The sequence below is a fragment of the Pseudomonas sp. LBUM1669 genome (assembly GCF_059695705.1).
The window spans coordinates 5,829,016-5,851,333 of record NZ_CP166784.1 but is presented as its reverse complement, the minus strand read 5'-3'; the positions used below and the strand labels follow the sequence as shown (position 1 = coordinate 5,851,333).

Below are 22,318 nucleotides of genomic sequence, written 5' to 3'. Positions count from 1 at the left end.
AGTTGCGGCCCATCGCGAGCAGGCTCACTCCTACAGGGGGTCTATGGTGAACACAAAATTGTGAACACATAGATCCCCTGTAGGATGAGCCTGCTCGCGAAGAGGCCAGCCCGGTCTCCACATAATCTCCATATTCCCCCCACAAAGCCTCCACACACCCACCTCAGACTCTCCCCATCCAAACAGGGAGAGTCCCATGAACCGCAGCCTGACCCTAAAACTCGGGGCCATTGCCCTTCTGATTCTGTTATTGCTGATCCCGTTGCTGATGATCAACGGCATCATCCAGGACCGCCAGCAATTGCGCGACGGTGTGCTCGAAGACATTGCCCGCAGTTCCAGCTACAGCCAGCAACTGAGCGGGCCGCTGATGGTGGTGCCGTATCGCAAAGTGGTGCGCACCTGGAAACTCAACGAGAAAACCAACCAGCGCTACCAGGACATCGGTGAGGAACGCGGTCGTCTGTATTTCCTCCCGGAGCGCTTCGAGCTCGACGGCCAGGTGCAGACCGAGCTGCGCTCCCGAGGCATTTACGAGGCGCGGCTGTTCCACGCCGACAACCGCATCAGCGGGCATTTCTCGGTCCCGGCGCAACTGGGCATCAGGGAAGACTTTGCCGATTACCAGTTCGATCAGCCGTTTCTGGCCGTCGGTATCAGCGACATTCGTGGCATCGAAAACGCCCTGAAACTCGAACTCAATGACCAGCGCCTGGACTTTGTTCCGGGGACCCAGGTGGGCTGGTTAGGCGAAGGTGTACACGTGACGTTGCCGGCGCTGGATATCAAGCAAGCCACGCAATTGACCTTCGGTTTCGACTTGCGGCTGCAAGGCACCGGTCAGTTGCAGATCCTTCCGGTGGGCAAGACCAGCAAAGTTTCGCTGAGTGCCAACTGGCCGCACCCAAGCTTCATTGGCAATTATCTGCCGGCCCAGCGTGAAGTGACTGACCAGGGTTTTACCGCCAATTGGCAGACCTCGTTTTTCTCCACCAACCTGCAGGAAGCGCTGAGCAGTTGCGTGTCCGGTGGTGGTTGCGAGGCGTACAACGGCCGCAGTTTTGGCGTGAGTTTCATCGATCCGGTGGACCAGTACCTCAAGAGCGACCGAGCGATCAAATATGCGCTGCTGTTCATCGTGCTGACCTTCGCCGGCTTCTTTCTCTTCGAAGTGCTGAAAAGCCTGGCGGTGCACCCGGTGCAATATGCATTGGTGGGCGTGGCGCTGGCGTTCTTTTACCTGTTGCTGCTGTCGCTGTCGGAGCACATCGGTTTTGCCCTGGCCTATCTGTTGTCGGCCGGCGGCTGCGTGTTGCTGATCGGGTTCTATGTCTGCCATGTGCTGCGCAGCGTGCGTCACGGCTTGAGCTTTTCGGCGGGTTTGGCGGCGTTGTATGGCTTGCTCTACGGCTTGTTGAGTGCCGAGGATTACGCGCTGTTGATGGGCTCCTTGTTGCTGTTCGGCTTGCTCGGCGTGTTCATGGTGCTGACCCGCAAGCTGGATTGGTACGGGATCGGGCAAAAGCCGGCCAAGCCGTTGGCGTTTGATCTTGGAGCGGTGGAATGAGCCGGTCGCTTGGGTTGCGTGAGGATCAGCGGGAGGGGGAGGTGTTGGTGACGCTGATTCACGGGTTGTTTCCGTTAGATCCGGTGTGGTGCATTCGCGAGCAAGCCCGCTCCCACATTGGTTTTGTATTCGTCACTGCATTTTTGCAACGACATAGATCCAGTGTGGGAGCGGGCTTGCTCGCGAAGAGGCCCTGACAGCCAGCGAAAATCTAAACCTTCGGCGTCGTCGCCACCATCGAAGGCCGCTGACTCACCTCGAAATACCAGGCCGCCAGCTGCGGGTTCGACTCGCGCCATTGCAAATCCGGATGGCGCAAGTCGAGGTAACCCAACGCACACGCCACACTGATTGCCGCCACATCAAAATGGCTGGTCAGCTCGGCAATCGCATCCTTCTCCAACAGCGCCAGCGCGCGACGAATCTTGTCGCGCTGGCCATCGAGCCATTCGTCCCACTGTTTCTCCGGGGTGCGCAGGGCCACTTCATACCGAACCATTACCGAAGCGTCCATGATCCCGTCGGCCAGGGAGGCCAGGGTCAGGCGCCGCCAGCGGGCCGAACCGTCGCGGGGGATCAGCGGGTTGCCGACGTGTTGATGATCGAGGTAATCGAGGATCACCCGGCTGTCATGGATGACGTTGCCGTCGGCCAGGCGCAGGGCCGGGATCTTGCCCAGTGGGTTGTCTTGGTTGAGCGCCTGGTCCGGGCTCACCGGCGTGAGCACGCAGTCTTGCAGCGCCACGCGGTCGGTCTGACCGGTTTCGTGCAACAGCACCATGACTTTGCGAACGAAGGGCGATAACGAATTGTGGAACAGGGTCATGCTGGGGGCGGACATGGCAACGTCTCGGTGTTGGGCAGTGCTGGGCAGCATAGCGCGTTGATCCGATTGCTCAAGATGACAAACGTCAAGGATTGAAACCTGTGCGAGCGAGCCTGCTCGCGATGGGATCACCTCGGTCTGCCTGAGTGACCGCTGCGATCCCATCGCGAGCAGGCTCGCTCCCACAAAAGATCAGCAGCCCGGCAAACGCAACATCAGGGTTTCAGGATTTGCGACTGCTGCGCAGCCGGACGCAGCCTCGCAGGCTCGGCAGCTGCTACAGGAATCCTCCAATCAATTCAAATCAGCGGCGTTGCAGAACGCCGCGCAGCGCCAGGAAGGCGGGGACGCCCAGGCCGAGCCAGCTCAAGGCATCCCACACGCCATCGCCCAGCAACGCGGCGAACAACCCCGCGGCACTGAGCAGGGCAATAACGGTGGGCGTGGCGAAAACCTTCCAGAAGCTCGACTGTCGCGGCCTCATGCTTGAGCCTCCGCTTGCTCGAGGGCAGGTTTCGCCGCCTTGCGCCGCACCACCCACAGATAAACCCCGCTGCCGAGCACGACGATGGTCAGCCCATCCAGGGTCGCCCAGAGGATTTTCATCGGCATGCCGCCGTAATCACCAAAGTGCAGAGGTTGCGACATGCCCATGGCGTCCATGTACCACGGTCGTTCGGCCACTGCCGTGACTTGCAGGGTACTGGCGTCGATCAACACCGGGGTCAGCAGGTGCGACGTCAGGTGGGTGCTGCCCTTCATGAACACGGCGTAATGGTGTTCGCTGGAAAACCGCGTGCCGGGGAAGGCAATGAAGTCGGGTTGCATGCCCGGCGCGACTTCCTTGGCGATGTCGAGCAAACGGGTCGCGGGCGCCAATTGCGTCAAGGGCGGCGCGTCGCGGTACGGCGCGATCATCGCGCTCAGGGCGTCGTTGCGCCAGGCGGCGATTAGCAGGTCGGCGCAGGCACTGATCACGCCGGTCACCCCGACCACCAGTGCCCAAGTCAGGGTGACCACGCCGATCAGGTTATGCAGGTCGAGCCAGCGCAGGCGGGTGGATTTGTCCTGGCGCACGGTGGCGAATTTCAAGCGGCGCATGAACGGCAGGTACAGCACCGTCCCGGAAATAATGGCCACGACAAACATCAGCCCCATGAACGCCAGCAGCAATTTGCCTGGCAGACCGGCGAACATGTCCACGTGCAGGCGCAGCATCACCATCATGAAACCGCCGTTGGCCGACGGCATTTCCAGCGCTTCGCCGGTGCGGGCGTCGAGCATGAAAGTGTGTGACGAATTGGGTTCGGTACCGGCGGTGGCCGCCATGATGGCGATCGCCGCGTTGGGCTCTTCTTCCTCAAAGCCGAAATATTGCATGACTTCGCCGGGGCGATGTTTTTCAGCCGCTTGCACCAACTGCTGCAAATTCAGCTGCGGAGTGTCCGCCGGCATCTGCTTCAACTCGGCGGCATCGCCCAGCAAGTGGTCGATCTCGTGGTGAAAGATCAACGGCAGGCCAGTCAGTGCCAGCATCAGCAGGAACACGGTGCTGATCAGGCTGGTCCAGGTGTGGATGAACGACCAGCGGCGAATAGTTTTGCTTTTCATTTGACGGCCTTCAGAAATACCCAAGCCGTACTCGAAGGAAGGCTTGGGTCTTGGAGCTTCGGCTCAGGCAATTACCACTTGTAAGTTGCACTGGCGACGACGCTGCGCTGGTCACCGTAGTAGCAGTAGAAACTGTCACAGGTGGAGATGTAGTCCTTGTCCAGCAGGTTGGTGGCGTTAAGTGCCAGCGACGCGCCTTTCAGGCTGTTGTCCAGACGGCCGAGGTCGTAATGGACCGCCGCGTCGAACACGGTGTAGGCATTCGCCTTGCCCAGCCAGGTGTTGGCCTGGTCGCCGTAGGTGTTGCCGGTGTAACGAGCGCCGGCACCCATACCGAAGCCGTCCAGCACGCCGGCGTGCCAGGTGTAATCGGCCCACAGCGAAGCCTGTTGGTTAGGCATCAGTTGCAGGCGATTGCCTTTGTTGTCGCCTTTTTGCACTTCGGATTTGGCCAGGGTGTAGGCGGCAATGATTTTCAGGTTTTCGGTGACGTCGGACACCGCTTCCAGCTCCAGACCCTTGACCTTCACTTCGCCGGTCTGGCTGGTGATCGGCGTGGCGCCGACGGTGGTGGTGACCGAGACATTTTTCTGGGTCAGGTCATACACCGCCGCGCTGAGCAGGGTGTTGCTGCCCGGTGGTTGATACTTGATGCCCAATTCCCACTGCTTGCCTTCGGTCGGCTTGAACGATTCGGTGCTGGAGGCCGATGCGCCGGTGGTGGGTTGGAAGGATTCGGCGTAAGACAGGTAGGGCACAAAGCCGGAGTCAAACACATAGCTGATCGCCGCGTTGCCGCTGAAGTTCTTGTCGCGCTGGGTGTTGGTGGCGTCGCCCTTGTTGAAGAACTCGGTGCTGGTGTGGACCCAATCCTCACGTCCGCCGACGGTCAGGCGCCATTGGTCGAGGGCCATCTGGTCCTGCACGTACAGGCCGGTCTGGTAGGTCTTCTGGTTGTAGTCGTAGAACGCAGTGGAGCGCGGCGGACGAACGATTGGCTGGCCATAGATCGGGTTGTTGACGTTGGTGGTCAGTCCGTCGCCGAAAATCGAGGTGTAGTTGGTGTTGCTGCGCTGGTGGTCGAGCCCCAGCAGCAGCGTGTGACGGACATCGCCGGTGGCGAAGTCTGCCTGGAAATTGTTATCCACGGCGAACTGGCTGATGTCTTCATCGACGATGGTGCTGGTGCGCCCGACGTTGCCTTCGTCATCCACCTGGGTGAATGGATACGAGCCGACAGTGAGCCCCTGAAACGACAGATCGGTTTTGGTGTAACGCAGGTTCTGCTTGAACTGCCAGACGTCGTTCAAGCGATGTTCGAACGCATAGCCCAGCGCATAGTAGGTGCGGTCGTAGTATTCCCAGTCCGGGTCGCCGAGGTTCTTGTGATGGGAAACCTTGCCGAACGGCATGTCGATCTTGGTGCCCTGCACCGGCAGGAACTGGCTGGTGATGCCGGTATCGTCGCGGGTGAATTGCGTAAGCAGGGTGAACCGGGTGTCTTCGTCGATGTTCCAGGTCAGGCTCGGCGCGATGTTGTAGCGCTTGTTATCGACGTGGTCGATCTGCGTGCCGCTGTCGCGCACCACGCCGCTCAGGCTATAGAGGAACTGACCTTCGTCATCGATCTTGCCGGTGCTGGCGAAGTTGATCTGACGCTGGTTATCGCTGCCGTATTGCAGCTGGATCTCGTGACTGTCTTGCGCGGTTGGACGGCGGCTGACCATGTCCAGCAAGCCACCCGGCGGGGTCTGGCCGTAGACCGACGACGCCGGGCCGCGCAACAGGGCGAGGCGATCGAGGTTCCAGGTTTCCTGTTTCGGGTTGGCGTAGGTGCCTTTCGGCAGAGGCAGGCCGTCGAGGAACTGGGTCGGTTCAAAACCCCGGACCCGCAGCCAGTCGGCGCGGGTGTCGCTGCCGTAGCTGCTGGCGACGATGCCGGGCATGTAGCGCACGGCGTCATCGAGGTTCTGCACATTGCGATCGTCCATTTGCTGGCGGGTGGCGATCGAAATCGAGCGCGGCGCTTCGACCAGCGCGGTGTCGGTCTTGGTGCCAGCGGCGGTGCGCGTGGCGACGTAGCCTTCCACCGGGCCCCAGGCGCTTTCAGTATTTTCGACGCCGATGACGGCGGTTTCCGGCAGGGCCAGCGTGCCCTCGGGAATGGCGATCAGGCTGTAGGTGCCGGCGTTGCTTTGTTCCAATTGCAGACCGGACCCGCGCAGGGCTTCACGCAGGGCGCCGGCCGCGTCGAACTGACCCTTGACCGGGGCGGAGGTCTTGCCCGCGGCCAGCGATGGGTTCAACGACAGCGCGAGGCCCGCCTGGCTGGCGATCTGGTTCAGCGTGCTGGCCAATGGCGCGGCCGGCAGGTTGTAGGCGCGAACGCTGGACGCCTGTTCAGCAGCAATCAGCGGACTGCTGGCCAGCGGGGCGCAAAGGGCAATGGCGAAGGCCAGCAAGCTGGGGCGCAACAAGGTGTCTAGCGAACGGGACATACAGCGGCTCCTGAATGGAAATATTTCTCAATTGCCTAGGTGCCGAACGAGAATTCAAAAGTGATAGGGCTGGATGAAAATAATTTCGATTCAGTAAGTGAGGGGGCTGAGTCGAGATGTGTGCTGTTGTTGAGGGCCTCTTCGCGGGCAAGCCTCGCTCCTACAGGTTTTGTGTCGATCTGTGGAGCGATGACATCCTGTAGGAGCGAGGCTTGCCCGCGAAGGCGGCCGATCAGGCGCAACATCGCTCAGGGCTTGGCCTCCGTTTTTGCCGCCACCGTCACCCACCACGGCGTTTGCTGTTCGATCTGCACCGGCAGGGTCGGCAGCAGGGCGCTCAGGGCCTTGTCGGTGTCGTGCAGCGGGAAGCTGCCGGTGATCCGCAGGTCAGCCACCTCCGGCGCAACACCCAAATGCCCGCGTCGATATCGACCGAGTTCGTGCACCAGGTCTTCCAGTCGTGTGTTGTCCACCACCAGCATGCCGCGGGTCCAGGCATCGGCGCCGAGGTTCAGCGCGACGATGGGCCCCAGGCCATTGCTGCGCATCAGCACTTGCTGGCCTTCACGCAGGATCTGTTCTTCAGGGCTCGACTGCGGATGGGCCGCCACCGCGGACTGCAACACGCTCAGCCGCGTGCCGTCGTCCTCGCGCTTGACCAGGAATCGCGTGCCCAGCGCGCGCAGGCTGCCCTCGCGGGTTTCGACGATAAACGGCCGGGCATCGCCGTGACCGGTTTCGACGAGGATTTCCCCTTCCTGAAGGATGATCAGTCGCTGTTTCTCATCGAAGCGCACATCCACCGCGCTGTGGGTGTTGAGGTTGAGCAGCGTGCCGTCGGTCAGACGCAGGGTGCGCTGCTCGCCGGTGGCGGTGCGCTGGTCTGCGAGCCAATAGTCGATGGGCAGATAACGATCACCGACGAACAGCGCCAGGCCGATCACTGCAACGATGCTGGCCAGGCCACTGCCGAGCGTGCGTACCCGTCGGCGGATGCTTTCGCGCGATTGCAATAACGCCGTGCGCGCAGGACCGCTGGCGACGCTGAAACGCTGGTCGAGCATGCCCAACTGGCGCCAGGCCCGAGCGTGTTCCTCGTGTGCGGCGTGCCATTTGGCGAATTCTTCACGCTCCACCGGGCTGCCGGAATCCAGGGACAATTGCCAGGCAATCGCGGCGTCGAGCACGTGGGCCGACACCGGTTTGGAACTGGCCGGGCTCATACCGGCTCACCGTACAGCGCGATGTAGCACTGACGAATGCCTTGGGCCAGGTATTGGCGAACCCGGGGCACCGACACACCCAGGCGCTCGGCGATTTGCGCATGGCCGAGGCCGTCGAGACGGTTATAGAGAAACGCCGCTCGAGCCTTGCTTGAAAGCTTGCCGAGCAGGCGGTCGATGTTTTTCAGGTCTTCGAGGATCAACTGCTGTTCTTCCACCGACGGTTGTTCGCCTTCGGGGATCAGCATCAATTCGGTGAGGTAGGCCTGTTCCAGCGCTGCGCGACGGAAATAGTCGAACAGCAGGCCCTTGGCGATCGCCACCAGAAACGCCCGCGGTTCGCGAGGCTCCTTCAGCTCGTCACGGCCCAGCAAGCGCACGAAGGTGTCCTGACTCAGGTCCTCGGCCCGTTGCGGGCAGGCCACATTGCGTCGCAGCCAAGCCAATAGCCAACCGCGATGGTCGCGATATAACGCACCAACGAGCTCACTTTGGGGGCTTTGGACTGACGACACGCAGCATCACCGATTGGGAAATGTTAACTAACGAGAATTGTTCGCGATTGTGGCAGAGGCGGGGGAGGTAAGCAATTGGCCACTGGTCAGGTGGTTTTTGATGCGGGGCTTCAGTTGGACCGCGTTATCGTTCTTCGCGGGCAAGCCTCGCTCAGGATGTCGTCGTTCCACAGATCGACACAAAACCTGTAGGAGCGAGGCTTGCCCGCGAAGGCGTCAGAACAGGCGCCGCAGATTTAGAAGGACGGCGCCCGCTGCCTGCGTTTCCACTGACTCACCCGCTGCTGCAAATTCAACGGGCTATGTATCTGCTGCTGCCGAGCGCGGCTGAACAGAATCAACGCCAGCTCCGCCGTGGCCAAGGCATCCGCGCTGGCGTTGTGCCGTTCGAAAACCTCCAGCTTGAACCAGTCGATCCACTCATCCAGCCCGGCATCGCGAATGTGCGCCTGAGGACACAGCAACGGTGCGATGTCCGCCACATCCAGGAACGGATGCTGCAATTTGTAACCTAAATGATCTTTCAGCGAACGCCCAAGCATGTGTTGATCGAACGGCGCATGAAACGCCAGCACCGGGCTGTCTGCGACGAACTCCATGAATTCGACCAGGGCTTGAGCCGGATCGCTGCCAGCGGCAATCGCGCTAGGCCCCAGACCATGAATCAACACGCTGGGCCCCACTTTCATATCGGCGCATTGCAGCGTGCGTTCGAACTGCTGGCTGAAATCGATCGCCCCGTCTTCGATCACCATCGCGCCGATGGACAGCACCCGGTCCTTGTTCAGGTTCAGCCCGGTGGTTTCCAGGTCGAGCACGACCCAGCGCTGCTCGCGCAGGCTGCATTCACTCAGATCTGCCGCCGAGGGCAAGCGTTGCAGACGCTGTTGCAGTTCACCGGTCAGGCTTGGGCCTGCCGGGCGCAGCCATGAAAACAGACTCATAGCTGATACCGCAGCGCCAGGCTGCTTTGCAGGCGTTGAGCCTGGCGCAGGGATTCACGCAGGATCCGGCGGTCCAGATGATTGAGGCTGTCCGGATCGACCCGGTTGGAGTAGGGCAAGTTCTCTCGGGTCTGTAGTTGATGTTGCTGCATGCGGGTTTGCTGGATGAAGTGGTAGGCCTCTTCATACGCGGCGCCGTCCAGCCGTTCAATGACCTCTTTGGCCACCAATTCGCGAAAGCGCTCCAGGGTATTGTTGGACTCGATGCCATGGGCCAGGGCCAGCAATCGAGCGCCGTCAACGAAAGGCGTCAGTCCTTGGACCTTCAGATCCAGCGTGGCTTTCTCGCCATTCTTGCGCGCGAGCACGAACTCACGGAAACGTCCTACCGGTGGACGGTTGCGCAAGGCGTTTTCGGCCATCATCCGCTGGAACAGCCGGTTGTCATTCACTTGATCGAGAATGCCCTGACGCAGCTGCTCGCAGCCTTGCTCGTCGCCCCAGACCACGCGCAGGTCGAAATAAATGCTCGATCCCAGCAGGTTCTCCGGCGTCGCGTCGCGAATAAATGCCGCAAAACGCCGCGCCCATTCGGCCCGGGACAAACACAGTTCGGGGTTGCCGGCCATGATGTTGCCCTTGCACAGCGTGAAGCCGCAGAGCGCCAGGCTTTGGTTGATCTGCTGGGCAATGGGCAGTAATTTGCCGCGAATTTCGGCGGCATGCGCCGCGTCCCGGGCTTCGAACAGAATGCCGTTGTCCTGATCGGTGTGCAGCGTCTGTTCACGACGGCCTTCGCTGCCGAAGCACAACCAGCTGAACGGAATGCCGGGGTCACCTTTCTCGGCGAGGGTCAGTTCGATCACCCGGCACACGGTGTGATCGTTGAGCAAGGTGATGATGTGGGTGATCTGGGTCGAAGAGGCACCGTGCGCGAGCATGCGCTCGACCAGTTGACCGATCTCGCCGCGCATCGCCACCAGGTTTTCCAGTTTCTGCGCGCTGCGAATGGTCCGCGCCAGATGCACCAGGTCGACCCGTTGCAGTGAAAACAGATCCCGCTCGGACACCACGCCACACAATCGATGGTCTTTCACCAGGCAGACGTGGGCGATGTGGCGCTCGGTCATGGCGATCGCCGCATCGAAGGCGCTGTGGTCCGGCGACAGGAAAAACGGCGCCTGGGTCATGTGGCGTTCGATCGCTTCGTTGAAGTCGTCAGTGCCGTCGGCCACCACATGGCGTAGGTCGCGCAGGGTGAAAATGCCCAGCGGGGCTTTTTGCTCGTCGACAATCACGATGCTGCCGACCTGTTGCTCATGCATCAGGGTCACGGCTTCACGCAATGGCGTGGCGGGGCTGCAGGTCACCGGATGGCGCATGGCCAATTCGCCCAGGCGCGTGTTCAGCGAATATTGAGTGCCGAGGGTTTCCACGGCTTTTTGCTGGACTTGCTGATTGACCTGATCCAGCAGGCTGCTGACACCGCGCAGGGCAAAGTCGCGAAACGTGGTGGAAAGTGCGAACAGTTTGATGAACGCCAGCTTGTTCAGCTGCAGGCAAAAGGTGTCTTCGGCCGCCAGGTGTTCGGTGCGGGTCGCACGCTCACCCAGCAGCGCGGCGAGGGGGAAACACTCGCCGGTGGCGATTTCGAAGGTGGTTTCGGTGCCGTCCTTGGACGTATGCGGGCGTTCACCCACGACCCGGCCTTGTTTGACGATGTAGAAATGCTCAACCGGTCCATCGGCCGGTTTGATGATGCTCTCGCCGGGCGCATAAAAACGCAGCTGACATTGTTCAACCAGGTACGCCAGGTGGGCGTGTTCCATCTGATTGAAGGGCGGGAAGCGCTGAAGGAATTGCAAAGTGCCCTGGATGTTCTGCAACACCGCGGTCTTCCCTGCCTGTGTAAAGGCGTCCTCTTTACTCATAACCATTACCGCAGTCTTTTTTGAATTGTTGTTGTCGGATGACTCAGCCATGGTCGGCCCCTGCGCGCAGGGTGCCCATTGGACGTAAGTCTAGGTCGGGGCGTGCAGGCGTCGGAAGTTAGGAAATGTCTGACGCAACTGTGCGAAAAAACCTCTACATTTACTATAGGAAAACTTTCCGACGAAGTGCACATTGAAGGCCTGCTTAGCGATGTCTGACGGATGAGCTAGGGAATTGAAATGAAAACGTAGAGAAAGCCATGTCTGACCACGATATTTTGAGCGATGCCGAGCGCGAGGCGCTGAGTGCAATCATGCTCGAACCCGATTTGCCGCCGCAGCGTGTGCTGATCGTCGACGACGATAAAGACGCGCGGGAGCTGTTGTCGGAGATTCTCGCGTTGGACGGTATTCGTTGCATGACCGCCGCCAGTGGTGAAATCGCACTCAAGATGTTGAGCGAGAAACCCTCGATCGGCCTGGTGATTACCGATCTGCGCATGGGGCACATCGGTGGCCTGGACCTGATCCGGGAAGTTCGCGAGTCGGTAAGGGCGGCAATGCCGATCATCATTGTTTCCGGCGACGCCGACGTGCAAGACGCGATTGCCGCCATGCATTTAAGCGTGGTCGACTTCCTGCTCAAACCTGTCGATACCGGCAAGCTGTTGGCGCTGGTCAAGCATGAGTTGGGAATGGATGTGCAGGAACCGATTTGAAACAAAAAGGCCCTGATCTTTCGATCAGGGCCTTTTTTTGTCCGGCATCAGTCTTCAGTTACAGGCCATTGGCAGCCTTGAACTCGCGACGACGACGGTGCAGGACCGGCTCGGTGTAGCCGTTCGGCTGCTTCGTGCCTTCAACCACCAGTTCGACCGCCGCCTGGAAGGCGATGTTGCTGTCGAAGTTCGGTGCCAGCGGGCGATACAGCGCGTCGTTGGCGTTCTGACGGTCAACCACCGGCGCCATGCGCTTGAGGCTTTCCATCACTTGTTCTTCGGTGACGACGCCATGACGCAGCCAGTTGGCGATGTGCTGGCTGGAAATACGCAGCGTCGCACGGTCTTCCATCAGGCCGACATCGTTGATGTCCGGCACCTTCGAGCAACCCACGCCCTGGTCGATCCAGCGCACCACGTAACCGAGAATGCCCTGGGCGTTGTTGTCCAGTTCGTTCTTGATCTGCTCTGCGGTCCAGTCTGGATTGACGGCCAACGGGATGGTCAGGATGTCATCCACCGAAGCGCGCGCACGTTTGGCCAACTCGGCCTGACGGGCGAACACATCGACCTTGTGGTAATGCAGCGCATGCAGCGCAGCAGCGGTCGGCGATGGAACCCAGGCGGTGTTGGCGCCGGCCAGCGGGTGAGCGATTTTCTGTTCGAGCATCGCCGCCATCAGGTCGGGCATCGCCCACATGCCTTTACCGATCTGGGCACGACCTTGCAGGCCGGTGCTCAGGCCGATATCGACGTTCCAGTTCTCGTAGGCGCCGATCCACTTCTCGGCCTTCATGTCGGCCTTGCGCACCATCGGGCCGGCTTCCATGGAGGTGTGGATTTCATCGCCCGTGCGGTCGAGGAAACCAGTGTTGATGAACACCACACGCTCGCTGGCGGCCTTGATGCAGGCCTTGAGGTTGACCGTGGTCCGGCGCTCCTCGTCCATGATCCCGACTTTCAGCGTGTTGCGCGGCAGACCGAGCACATCTTCGATGCGACCGAACAGCTCATTGGTGAACGCGGCTTCTTCCGGGCCGTGCATTTTCGGTTTAACGATGTAGACCGAACCGGTACGGCTGTTCTTGCGCGAGCTGTTGCCGTTGAGGCTGTGGATCGCCGCGAGGCTGGTGATCAGGCCGTCGAGGATGCCTTCCGGTACTTCGTTGCCGTCCTTGTCGAGAATCGCATCGATGGTCATCAGGTGACCGACGTTGCGCACGAACAATAGCGAGCGACCGTGCAGGCTCAGTTCCTGACCGTCGACACCGGTGTAGGTGCGGTCTGCGTTCATGGTGCGGGTAAAGGTCTGACCGCCCTTGGAGACTTCTTCCGACAGGTCGCCCTTCATCAGGCCGAGCCAGTTGCGGTAGATCACCACTTTGTCATCGGCATCGACAGCAGCGACGGAGTCTTCGCAGTCCATGATGGTGGTCAGCGCGGCTTCCATCAGGATGTCTTTGATACCGGCAGCGTCGGTCTGGCCGACCGGGGTGCTGGCATCGACCTGGATTTCGAAATGCAGGCCGTTGTTTTTCAGCAGGATCGCGGTCGGTGCGGCTGCATCGCCGTGGAAACCGATCAGTTGGGCGTCGTTGCGCAGGCCAGTGTTGCTGCCGCCTTTGAGGGCGACCACCAGTTTGCCGTCAACGATCTTGTAGCCGGTGGAGTCGACGTGGGAGCCGGCCGCCAATGGCGCGGCCTCGTCGAGGAAGGCGCGGGCGAAGGCAATCACTTTGTCGCCGCGAACCTTGTTGTAGCCTTTGCCTTTCTCCGCGCCGTCGGCTTCGCTGATGGCGTCGGTGCCGTAGAGCGCGTCGTACAGCGAACCCCAACGGGCGTTCGAGGCATTGAGCGCGAAACGGGCATTCATCACCGGCACCACGAGCTGTGGACCGGCCATGCGGGCGATTTCGTCATCGACGTTTTGCGTCGTTGCCTGGAAATCGGCCGCTTCTGGCAGCAGATAACCGATGTCTTGCAAGAAGGCTTTATAGGCCACCGCGTCGTGTGATTGACCGGCACGGGATTGGTGCCAGCCATCGATACGAGCCTGGAAATCATCGCGTTTGGCGAGTAGGGCTTTGTTCTTCGGCGCCAGGTCATGAATGACCTTGTCGGCACCGGCCCAGAACTTATCGGCGGTGAGGCCGGTACCGGGAATGGCTTCGTTGTTCACGAAGTCGAACAGGACTTTGGCGACCTGCAGGCCACCGACTTGAACGTGTTCAGTCATTGCTTGCCTCACTCTGCTCAGCTATTTCGCTTTTCAGCTCTTCAATTTTGACAATGAAGCCTCTGGCTATTTAAACCACAAACCCCCTCCACCAGTACATGCCATTTCGGGCGGCTGGGATGGAACCGATCAACGGCTTTGAGGCCTTGCTGATAGGGCTTTCAGGGCTGCGAGTGTGCCTGTGGCAGACATCGATCCAACGTTATGTAGTGCGCGCTGCGGCATACTACATGATGAATTGCGCTTGTGAAAATTAGACTAATTACGTCGTTCTGCGACCCCGTGACGCATTGCGGTCACGTCGGGGCACGGGATGTTCTCAAAAAACTATTAGATTGTTCCAGTTAAATATAAAAACTTGTACACGATTTGTTGTTTGCAGGTTCATCGCGGCGCTCCTTTCGCGGGAAGCCTCGCTCCTATAGGGGTTGCGTGGTTCCTTGTAGGAGCGAGGCTTGCCCGCGAAGGCGTCCGCCGAATCAACGCAGCAACAACCCTTGCCTATACTTCTTTTTCTATAACAAAAGAGGGCTGCGCCATGGACCACCTCGTACTCACTGTTTTCGCTCCGGACAAGCCAGGGCAGGTCGAGCGCATTGCCCAATGCATTGCCGAGCATGGCGGCAACTGGCTGGAGAGCCGCATGTCGCGCATGGCGGGGCAGTTCGCCGGGATTCTTCGGGTGGGCGTGCCGGCCGAGGCCTACGATGAGCTGGTCGATGCCCTGAAGGCGTTGTCCGCCCACGGCATTCGCGTGCTGATCGCCGAAAGCGGCATTGAGCAATCCTGCACCTGGAAACCGATTGCCATGGAGTTGGTGGGCAATGACCGCCCGGGGATTGTCCGTGACATCACTCGCCTGCTGAGTGAACAAGGCGTGAATCTGGAGCGTCTGGTGACCGAAGTGCGTCCGGCGCCGATGAGCAGCGAGCCGTTGTTCCACGCCGAAGCGATTCTGGCAGTACCGCTGACCTTGTCGCTGGATGTCTTGCAATCGCGCCTGGAAACCCTGGCCGACGATTTGATGGTGGAATTGGTGCTGCGCAGCGAACCCTGACAGGGTTATCCAAGTTAAACGTGCACCTGCCTGTGGATAACCTGTAGAGACAGCCCGCCAGCCCACGCGGGCCGGGCTTCTTCAAGATCTGATCAAAAAACCATCAGTTTCAGCAAGTTGCGCACAAACGGCGGGGATCACGCTGTGGATAACCTTGGGAAGGATCAATGCAGGCCACGAAGGACGTGGCCTGTAGAGGTTTGTGTGTTTTTTGATCAGTTGCGGCGGCGCATAGTGATCACCGCATCGACGCTGTAAATCGCCAGGCCGGCCCATATAAAGATGAAGGCCACCAGCGTGCTGGACGACAAATGCTCGCCAAACAGCAGCACGGCTTGCAACAGCACCAGCGTCGGCGCCAGGTACTGGAGGAATCCCAGCGTCGTGTAGGGCAGATGCCGTGCGGCGGCGTTGAAACACACCAGCGGCACCAGCGTCACCGGCCCGGCCGCCACCAGCCACCAGGCTTCGGACGTGGTCCAGAACTCGGGCTGAGCGCTTGTGGCCGTCTGATTGAACAGCAGCCAGGCAATGGCAATCGGCACCAGCATCCAGGTTTCCACCACCAGGCCAGGCAGCGCCTTGACGGGCGCTTGCTTGCGGATCAAGCCGTAGAAGCCGAACGTCAGCGCCAGCACCAACGACACCCACGGCAGACTGCCGACTTGCCACACCTGCTGCGCCACACCGACCGCCGCCAGACCCACCGCGATCCACTGCATGCGCCGCAGCCGTTCGCCGAGGATCAACATCCCCAGCAGCACGTTTACCAAAGGATTGATGTAGTAACCGAGGCTGGCCTCGAGCATGCGCCCGTTGTTCACCGACCAGACGTAGGTCAGCCAGTTGGCCGCAATCAGCGTGCCGCTCAGGGCCAGGACCGCCAGGCGTTTCGGATTGTCCCGCAGCTCCTGCCACCAGCCCGGATGTTTCCAGACCATCAGCAACAAGCCGCCGAACAGCGCCGACCACAACACGCGGTGGATGATGATTTCTACGGCCGGCACCGATGCGATGGCTTTGAAGTAGATCGGGAACAGGCCCCAGATGATGTAGGCACTCAGGCCCAGGATGTACCCGCGACGCGGGTTGGCGGCTTGCATGCAGAATCCTTGCTTAGGCAGCTAACAAAGAGGGGATTGTATAGATGTGTTGTATTTTTTGTAGGAGCGAGGCTTGCCCGCGAAGAACGATAGCGCGGTATTTCAGACAGGCCGCGTTATCGTTCTTCGCGGGCAAGCCTCGCTCCTACAGGGGATGTGTTGGTCAGAAGAGCTTAAGGGGTTCTTCGTTCAGGGCAGACAGTTGCTCACGCAACGCCAACACCTGATCCCCCCAATACCGCTCACTGCCGAACCACGGAAAGCTGTGCGGAAACGCCGGGTCGTCCCAGCGGCGGGCGAGCCAGGCGCTGTAGTGCATCAGGCGCAAGGCGCGCAGCGGTTCGATCAGTGCCAGTTCCCGTGGGTCGAAGTCGTGGAATTCGTTGTAGCCGTCCATCAATTCCGACAGCTGCCCCAGACATTCCTGACGATCCCCCGCCAGCATCATCCAAATGTCCTGCACCGCCGGGCCCATGCGACAGTCGTCGAGGTCGACGATGTGGAACATCTCGTCGCGGCACATCATGTTGCCGGGGTGGCAATCGCCGTGCATGCGGATGTTCTGGTGCGGCGTGGCCTTGTAGACCTCTTCCACGCGCTTGAGCAGGTCGCGGGCGACAGACTCGTAGGCCGGCAGCAGGCTCTTGGGGACGAAATTGCCTTCGAGCAACGTGGTCAGCGAATCGTGACCGAAATTCTTCACGCCCAGCGCTTCACGGTGTTCGAACGGCTTGGTCGCACCGACGGCGTGCAGCCTGCCGAGCAACTGGCCCAGGCGATACAGCTGATCGAGATTGCCCGGCTCCGGCGCACGGCCGCCACGGCGGGGGAACAGGGTGAAACGAAACCCGGCATGTTCATGCAGGCTGGCGCCGTTGTGAATCATCGGCGCCACCACCGGCACGTCACACTCGGCGAGCTCAAAGGTGAACTGGTGTTCTTCGAGAATCGCTTCGTTGGTCCAGCGCTGCGGGCGGTAGAACTTGGCGATCAGCGGCTCGGAGTCTTCGATGCCGACCTGATAGACGCGGTTCTCGTAACTGTTGAGCGCCAGGATGCGGGCGTCGCTGAGAAAGCCGATGCTTTCGACGGCATCGAGCACGAGGTCTGGGGTGAGGGTTGCAAACGGGTGGGCCATGCTGACTCCTGCGCGCAGCAGGCTGCCGCGTCCGGCCAAGCATGGTAGCGCAGACGGGGCTTCTTTAGTGTTAAGGCTTGAGATGAGTGGTGTTGCCATCGCTAGCAGGCTAGCTCCCACAGGGGATTTGCGGTGTGTCGCAGATCCAGTGTGGAAGAGAGCCTGCTCGCGATGGGGCCCTGTCAGGCGCCGACGATCCCGCCATCCTCACGGGAAATCGCCATCACTGAAGATCGCGGCTTGCCATTCGGCAGATGCTCAGGGAACGTCGATCCACCGTTCTCCCCCGGGTGCTGGATCCCGACAAACAAGGTCTTCTGATCCGGCGAGAAGCTGATCCCCGTGACCTCGCAGCCAACCGGCCCGACCATGAACCGACGAATCTCCCCTGTCACCGGGTCGGCGCACAGCATCTGGTTGTTACCCATGCCGGTAAAATCCCCGGCGTTGCTCGAATCGCCATCGGTGAGAATCCACAACCGCCCGGCATTGTCGAAGCCCAGGCCATCGGGGCTGTTGAACATGTTCTGCGGCGTGATGTTCGACGAACCGCCCTTGGGCGTACCGGCGTGGATGCCCGGGTTGCCGGCGACCACAAACAGGTCCCAGGAAAAGCTTTTGGCACCGTGATCGTCACGGTCGGTGCGCCAGCGCAGGATCTGCCCGTAGACGTTCTTCTCCCGGGGGTTCGGCCCGCCCACCGGTTGACCGTCTTCGCCGCGTTTGGCGTTGTTGGTCAGCGTGCAATAGACCTGGCCATCCTTGGGGCTGACGACGATCCATTCCGGACGGTCCATGCGCGTGGCCTTCACCACGCTGGCTGCCAGGCGCGCGTGAATCAACACTTCGGCCTGGTCGGCAAAACCGCTGCTGGCGTCGATACCGTTTTTACCGTGGGTGAGTTCGATCCACTCGCCCTGGCCTTTCGGGTGATCGGCATTGCCGTCGCCCGCGTCGAAGCGCGCCACGTACAACGTGCCGTGGTCCAGCAGGTCGCGGTTGGCCTTGGGGTTTTTGTGGTTGATCTTGTCGCGGCTGACGAACTTGTAGATGAACTCGCCGCGTTCGTCGTCGCCCATGTACACCACGGCGTGGCCGTCATGGGTTTCAGCCAGCGCAGCGTTTTCATGTTTGAAGCGGCCCAGTGCCGTGCGCTTGACCGGCGTCGATTGCGGATCGAACGGGTCGATTTCCACGACCCAGCCGTGGCGGTTGAGTTCGTTCGGATTCTTCGCCAGGTCGAACCGCTCATCGTGTTGATGCCAGTTGATCTCTTTGCTGGCCGCCACTGCGCCGTAGCGCTTCTGCGCGGCATCGAACTTCTGTTCGGCATTGCTGCTGCCGAAGCAGTCGGTGAAGTTCTCTTCGCAGGTCAGGTAAGTGCCCCACGGCGTCTTGCCGTTGGCGCAGTTCTGGAAGGTGCCGAGGACATTCTTGCCGTGCGGATCGGCGCTGGTTTTCACCAGTGCGTGGCCGGCAGCCGGGCCGCTCAGGCTGATCGGTGCGTTGCCGTGAATGCGCCGGTTGTAGCGCGAGCCCTGGACGAATTGCCACTGGCCATTCTTGCGCTGCACTTCGATTACCGACACACCTTCGCAGGCCAGCGCCTTGCGCACCTCTTGTGCCGATTGCGGCATGCCGCCATGCGGGTAGAGGTAGCGATAGTTGGTGTATTCGTTGTTGATCGCCATCAGCGCCCGGTCTTTTTCACCGGGGAATTCGAACAGGCTCATGCCGTCGTTGTTGTCGCCGAACTGGACTTCCTGCTGCTCGGCGGTGCCATTACCGCTCAAGTCGAACGCCGGGCCGTTTTTTTGCAGAGGCTGGCCCCAACTGATCAGCACCGAAGACTTGTAGCCTGGCGGCAGGGTGATTGCGTCGCTGGTGGCGGCGGGGATGCTGTCGAAACCCAACAGTTTGCTGGAGCCTGCGCTGACACTCGCGGCCAGCACGCTGCGGCTCAGCAGGTTGCCGCCCAGGAACATGGCCGCACCGCAGAGGGCGCCGGCGCTGATGAAACCACGGCGACTGAGGCCGACCATTTTCTCGAGGTCGGTGGACTGGTTTTCTTCTAATAGGCTCACATCAGGCTCCCTGCTGGTTTTTGCAGCCACCTTAAAGAGCAATGATGAAGCTTATGTTTCAGAGCGGTGTACCGAGCAAAACGTTGGACGGCGCGAACTGCACCCGCACCGGTTTGTCAGCGGCAAGCCCCTGGCTTCTCAAGTGCAGTGGCTCGGCCAGCGCGCAGAGGATCTGGCCATTGGGCAGGCCGATGCGCACTTCGCTGGGGCCGTCTTGGGCGTCGAGTATTTCTTCGATGGTGCCATTCAGGAAGTTGTCGCCCGGTGTTGGTTGTTGATCGATGCCCAGTAACTCCAGCCAACCTGCCTTGATCAGGGCCACGACTTCGGTGCCGGTCTGCAGTTCCAGGCGCAGGGTGCTGTCGTGAGTGATCTGCGCATCGAGGGTCAAGCCTTCGGCCAGTTCAAGACGGACCCGGTCGTTGTGCCCCTGGTTGTCGATCGCCACGACCTTGCCGTGCAGTTGATTGCGGGCGCTGGTTCTGAGCATCAGCCGACCGAGCAGGTCCAGGTCGCTGGCATCTTCGGCGGCTTCCAGCACCTGGGCCTGCAAGGCTTGCAGCTTTTGATACAGGCGCAGCACTCGCTGGCCTTCGTTGGACAGTTTGGCGCCGCCGCCGCCCTTGCCGCCGACGCTGCGTTCCACCAGCGGTTTTTGCGCGAGGTTGTTCAGCTCATCGATAGCGTCCCACGCCGCCTTGTAACTTAGCCCCGCACTTTTTGCGGCGCGGGTGATCGAGCCCTGTTCGGCGATGTGCTGCAGCAACGCGATGCGCTGCGGGCGACGGACAATGTGCTGGGACAACAGCGTGGGCAAGGACATGGCTAGGTGCTTTGGGCTGTGGAGATGGGGAAGACGTTGGCGGCTGGACGCGTGGGAGTCAAGTCAGCCCATGTTCCCTGTGGGAGCTAGCAGGCTCGCTCCCACAGGTTTTGTACGTGGTTTTCAGTCAGGCTGCGTCACCGGGTTTGGGCGTGCGGGCCAGACAGTAGATGTCGACCCGCGCGGCTCCGGCATCCATCAACAGGCGAGCCAGGGCCTGGGTGGTGGCGCCGGTGGTCAGCACGTCGTCCACAATCGCCAGGTGCCGCCCTTTGACCGGCGCATCGACCACTAGGGCAAACGCATTGCGCAGGTTCTTTTTGCGAGCGTCGGCATTCAGGTCCTGTTGCGCGCTGGTGTCCTGAATCCTCAGCAGCAGTTTTTCATCGCAAGGGATGTTGAGGCTGTCACCGAGCCAGCGGGCGAGCATCGCGGCCTGGTTGAAACCCCGTTGACGCAGGCGTTTAGCCGCAAGCGGAACAGGGACCAGAGCGTCGGGCCGATTAAGGTCCTCATCGAAGCGATGTTGCAGGTATTGCGCGAGAAGTTCGCCGAGCAGGCGGCCAAACGGCCACTTGGCGCTGTGCTTGAAGCGCGTGATCAATGTGTCCACCGGAAAGCTGTAAGTCCAGGGGGCTGCGACCCGCTCGAAAGCCGGCGGCCGTTTTAAACATGAGCCACACGTCAGGCCCGACGCAGGCAAGGGCAGGGCGCAGGTCTGACAGTGATCGCCCAGCCAGGGCAGGTCGGTTTCACAGGCTATGCAGATGGGCCTGACGTCTTCGGTGGCTTCACTGCAGAGCAAGCAGTGTTGGTTATTATTTAGCCAGATGTAAACCGGTCCTACGTATCGTGGTTGACAGCGCATCACTCTTCCTTAAATATGCCGAACATCCGTGTCGCGTCTGTGGGTATTCCCTTCCCCAGCCGCTTGCCAAGCATAAACAAGGAAACGCCCATGAGCGCCAGCACCTCTGCAACCCTGCGTCATGACTGGTCTTTGGCCGAAGTCAAAGCACTCTTCGTTCAGCCATTCAACGACCTGTTGTTCCAGGCGCAGACGGTGCACCGCGCGCATTTCGACGCCAACCGCGTCCAGGTTTCCACGCTGCTGTCGATCAAGACCGGCGCCTGCCCGGAAGATTGCAAATATTGTCCGCAGTCCGGTCACTACAACACCGGCCTGGAAAAAGAAAAACTGATGGAAGTGCAGAAGGTTCTCGAAGAGGCCGCTCGCGCCAAGGCCATCGGTTCGACACGTTTCTGCATGGGCGCGGCGTGGAAACACCCGTCGGCCAAAGACATGCCTTACGTGCTGGAAATGGTCAAGGGCGTGAAAGCCATGGGCCTGGAAACCTGCATGACCCTGGGTCGCCTGGATCAGGACCAGACCGTTGCGCTGGCCGACGCCGGCCTCGACTACTACAACCACAACCTCGATACCTCGCCGGAGTTCTACGGCAGCATCATCACCACCCGCACTTACAGCGAGCGCCTGCAAACTCTGGCTTACGTGCGCGAGTCGGGGATGAAGATCTGCTCCGGCGGCATCCTCGGCATGGGCGAATCCCTCGATGACCGCGCCAATCTGCTGATCCAGCTGGCCAACCTGCCAGAGCATCCAGAGTCGGTGCCGATCAACATGCTGGTGAAAGTCGCTGGTACGCCGCTGGAAAATGCCGAAGACATCGACCCGTTCGACTTCATCCGCATGCTCGCCGTCGCGCGCATCCTGATGCCGCAATCCCACGTGCGCCTGTCCGCCGGCCGCGAAGCGATGAACGAGCAGATGCAGGCCCTGGCGTTCTTCGCCGGTGCCAACTCGATTTTCTACGGCGAAAAACTGCTGACCACCGCCAACCCGCAGGCCGACAAGGACATGCAACTGTTCTCGCGCCTGGGGATCCTGCCGGAAGCGCGCGAAGAGCACGCGGACGAAGTGCATCAGGCTGCGATTGAACAGGCGCTGGTTGAGCAGAAGAGCAGCGAGCAGTTCTACAACGCGGCTGTTTAACGCTCCACTGATCCTTCTGAAGGAATGCA

The 22,318-nt window shown here is 60.6% G+C and carries 18 protein-coding genes; 4 read left to right on the top strand and 14 right to left on the bottom strand.

All coding sequences use genetic code 11. The features are described 5' to 3' along the window. The first annotated feature begins 196 nt into the window (after window positions 1-196). The gene (gene creD / locus ACA051_RS27245; protein WP_497372603.1) at window positions 197-1,567 is read left to right on the top strand and encodes a cell envelope integrity protein CreD; all 1,371 of its coding nucleotides are present in this window, start codon (window positions 197-199) and stop codon (window positions 1,565-1,567) included. A 211-nt stretch (window positions 1,568-1,778) separates the two neighbouring features. On the opposite strand, the gene ACA051_RS27240 is transcribed toward creD, so the two are convergent. The 8 genes from ACA051_RS27240 to ACA051_RS27205 all read right to left on the bottom strand — a co-directional run bounded on the left by ACA051_RS27240 (window position 1,779) and on the right by ACA051_RS27205 (window position 11,121). After that, a complete protein-coding gene (locus tag ACA051_RS27240) occupies window positions 1,779-2,408 on the bottom strand; it encodes a glutathione S-transferase (RefSeq protein WP_497372601.1) in 630 nt (209 codons plus the stop codon). Window positions 2,409-2,697: 289 nt separating this feature from the next. Beyond that, window positions 2,698-2,877, bottom strand: a complete 180-nt coding sequence (locus tag ACA051_RS27235; RefSeq protein ID WP_497305973.1) for a hypothetical protein — start codon at window positions 2,875-2,877, stop codon at window positions 2,698-2,700. Continuing rightward, a complete protein-coding gene (locus ACA051_RS27230; RefSeq protein WP_497305971.1) occupies window positions 2,874-4,004 on the bottom strand; it encodes a PepSY-associated TM helix domain-containing protein in 1,131 nt (376 codons plus the stop codon). Before ACA051_RS27230 ends, ACA051_RS27235 begins: the two co-directional genes overlap by 4 nt. A gap of 71 nt (window positions 4,005-4,075) precedes the next feature. Continuing rightward, a complete protein-coding gene (locus tag ACA051_RS27225) occupies window positions 4,076-6,502 on the bottom strand; it encodes a TonB-dependent siderophore receptor (RefSeq protein ID WP_497372599.1) in 2,427 nt (808 codons plus the stop codon). Between the two features lie 248 nt (window positions 6,503-6,750). Beyond that, window positions 6,751-7,725 (bottom strand): FecR domain-containing protein, encoded by a 975-nt coding sequence (locus ACA051_RS27220; protein ID WP_497372597.1) that lies wholly within the window; start codon window positions 7,723-7,725, stop codon window positions 6,751-6,753. Then, window positions 7,722-8,240, bottom strand: coding sequence for an RNA polymerase sigma factor (locus ACA051_RS27215; RefSeq protein ID WP_497372595.1), 519 nt, complete (start codon window positions 8,238-8,240; stop codon window positions 7,722-7,724). Before ACA051_RS27215 ends, ACA051_RS27220 begins: the two co-directional genes overlap by 4 nt. Window positions 8,241-8,476: 236 nt before the next feature. Continuing rightward, complete coding sequence (locus ACA051_RS27210; RefSeq protein ID WP_497372593.1) at window positions 8,477-9,184, bottom strand: 3'-5' exonuclease; 708 nt, start codon at window positions 9,182-9,184, stop codon at window positions 8,477-8,479. Then, window positions 9,181-11,121 (bottom strand): putative nucleotidyltransferase substrate binding domain-containing protein, encoded by a 1,941-nt coding sequence (locus tag ACA051_RS27205; RefSeq protein WP_497310672.1) that lies wholly within the window; start codon window positions 11,119-11,121, stop codon window positions 9,181-9,183. Before ACA051_RS27205 ends, ACA051_RS27210 begins: the two co-directional genes overlap by 4 nt. 254 nt (window positions 11,122-11,375) lie before the next feature. On the opposite strand from ACA051_RS27205, the gene ACA051_RS27200 reads away from it, so the two are divergent. Then, window positions 11,376-11,834, top strand: coding sequence for a response regulator (locus ACA051_RS27200; protein ID WP_497305962.1), 459 nt, complete (start codon window positions 11,376-11,378; stop codon window positions 11,832-11,834). Between the two features lie 58 nt (window positions 11,835-11,892). On the opposite strand, the gene ACA051_RS27195 is transcribed toward ACA051_RS27200, so the two are convergent. Further along, window positions 11,893-14,070, bottom strand: coding sequence for a malate synthase G (locus tag ACA051_RS27195; RefSeq protein WP_497305960.1), 2,178 nt, complete (start codon window positions 14,068-14,070; stop codon window positions 11,893-11,895). Window positions 14,071-14,608: 538 nt separating this feature from the next. Here ACA051_RS27195 and ACA051_RS27190 point away from each other — a divergent pair. Further along, the gene (locus ACA051_RS27190) at window positions 14,609-15,127 is read left to right on the top strand and encodes a glycine cleavage system transcriptional repressor (protein ID WP_094470306.1); all 519 of its coding nucleotides are present in this window, start codon (window positions 14,609-14,611) and stop codon (window positions 15,125-15,127) included. Window positions 15,128-15,342: 215 nt separating this feature from the next. Here ACA051_RS27190 and rarD read toward each other — a convergent pair whose 3' ends face one another. The 5 genes from rarD to ACA051_RS27165 form a co-directional block, all read right to left on the bottom strand. Then, on the bottom strand, window positions 15,343-16,230 hold the full coding sequence (rarD, locus tag ACA051_RS27185; protein WP_497305958.1) for an EamA family transporter RarD: 888 nt from the start codon (window positions 16,228-16,230) through the stop codon (window positions 15,343-15,345). A gap of 163 nt (window positions 16,231-16,393) precedes the next feature. Continuing rightward, a complete protein-coding gene (locus ACA051_RS27180) occupies window positions 16,394-17,368 on the bottom strand; it encodes a serine/threonine protein kinase (protein ID WP_219096955.1) in 975 nt (324 codons plus the stop codon). A gap of 182 nt (window positions 17,369-17,550) precedes the next feature. Beyond that, window positions 17,551-19,452, bottom strand: coding sequence for a PhoX family protein (locus ACA051_RS27175; protein ID WP_497372591.1), 1,902 nt, complete (start codon window positions 19,450-19,452; stop codon window positions 17,551-17,553). A 58-nt stretch (window positions 19,453-19,510) separates the two neighbouring features. After that, entirely contained in the window at window positions 19,511-20,275 is a 765-nt protein-coding gene (locus tag ACA051_RS27170; protein WP_497305954.1) for a TOBE domain-containing protein, read from the bottom strand. A 127-nt stretch (window positions 20,276-20,402) separates the two neighbouring features. After that, entirely contained in the window at window positions 20,403-21,143 is a 741-nt protein-coding gene (locus tag ACA051_RS27165) for a ComF family protein (protein ID WP_497372589.1), read from the bottom strand. A 90-nt stretch (window positions 21,144-21,233) separates the two neighbouring features. On the opposite strand from ACA051_RS27165, the gene bioB reads away from it, so the two are divergent. Next, window positions 21,234-22,289, top strand: a complete 1,056-nt coding sequence (gene bioB / locus ACA051_RS27160) for a biotin synthase BioB (protein WP_010467114.1) — start codon at window positions 21,234-21,236, stop codon at window positions 22,287-22,289. Window positions 22,290-22,318 lie beyond the last annotated feature (29 nt).

Excerpts from the sequence above, each read along its gene's own strand:
- creD (WP_497372603.1), top strand. The coding sequence starts at position 197 with ATGAACCGCAGCCTGACCCTAAAACTCGGGGCCATTGCCCTTCTGATT.
- ACA051_RS27240 (WP_497372601.1), bottom strand. The coding sequence starts at position 2,408 with ATGTCCGCCCCCAGCATGACCCTGTTCCACAATTCGTTATCGCCCTTC.
- ACA051_RS27235 (WP_497305973.1), bottom strand. The coding sequence starts at position 2,877 with ATGAGGCCGCGACAGTCGAGCTTCTGGAAGGTTTTCGCCACGCCCACC.
- ACA051_RS27230 (WP_497305971.1), bottom strand. The coding sequence starts at position 4,004 with ATGAAAAGCAAAACTATTCGCCGCTGGTCGTTCATCCACACCTGGACC.
- ACA051_RS27225 (WP_497372599.1), bottom strand. The coding sequence starts at position 6,502 with ATGTCCCGTTCGCTAGACACCTTGTTGCGCCCCAGCTTGCTGGCCTTC.
- ACA051_RS27220 (WP_497372597.1), bottom strand. The coding sequence starts at position 7,725 with ATGAGCCCGGCCAGTTCCAAACCGGTGTCGGCCCACGTGCTCGACGCC.
- ACA051_RS27210 (WP_497372593.1), bottom strand. The coding sequence starts at position 9,184 with ATGAGTCTGTTTTCATGGCTGCGCCCGGCAGGCCCAAGCCTGACCGGT.
- ACA051_RS27205 (WP_497310672.1), bottom strand. The coding sequence starts at position 11,121 with ATGGTTATGAGTAAAGAGGACGCCTTTACACAGGCAGGGAAGACCGCG.
- ACA051_RS27200 (WP_497305962.1), top strand. The coding sequence starts at position 11,376 with ATGTCTGACCACGATATTTTGAGCGATGCCGAGCGCGAGGCGCTGAGT.
- ACA051_RS27195 (WP_497305960.1), bottom strand. The coding sequence starts at position 14,070 with ATGACTGAACACGTTCAAGTCGGTGGCCTGCAGGTCGCCAAAGTCCTG.
- ACA051_RS27190 (WP_094470306.1), top strand. The coding sequence starts at position 14,609 with ATGGACCACCTCGTACTCACTGTTTTCGCTCCGGACAAGCCAGGGCAG.
- rarD (WP_497305958.1), bottom strand. The coding sequence starts at position 16,230 with ATGCAAGCCGCCAACCCGCGTCGCGGGTACATCCTGGGCCTGAGTGCC.
- ACA051_RS27180 (WP_219096955.1), bottom strand. The coding sequence starts at position 17,368 with ATGGCCCACCCGTTTGCAACCCTCACCCCAGACCTCGTGCTCGATGCC.
- ACA051_RS27170 (WP_497305954.1), bottom strand. The coding sequence starts at position 20,275 with ATGTCCTTGCCCACGCTGTTGTCCCAGCACATTGTCCGTCGCCCGCAG.
- ACA051_RS27165 (WP_497372589.1), bottom strand. The coding sequence starts at position 21,143 with ATGCGCTGTCAACCACGATACGTAGGACCGGTTTACATCTGGCTAAAT.
- bioB (WP_010467114.1), top strand. The coding sequence starts at position 21,234 with ATGAGCGCCAGCACCTCTGCAACCCTGCGTCATGACTGGTCTTTGGCC.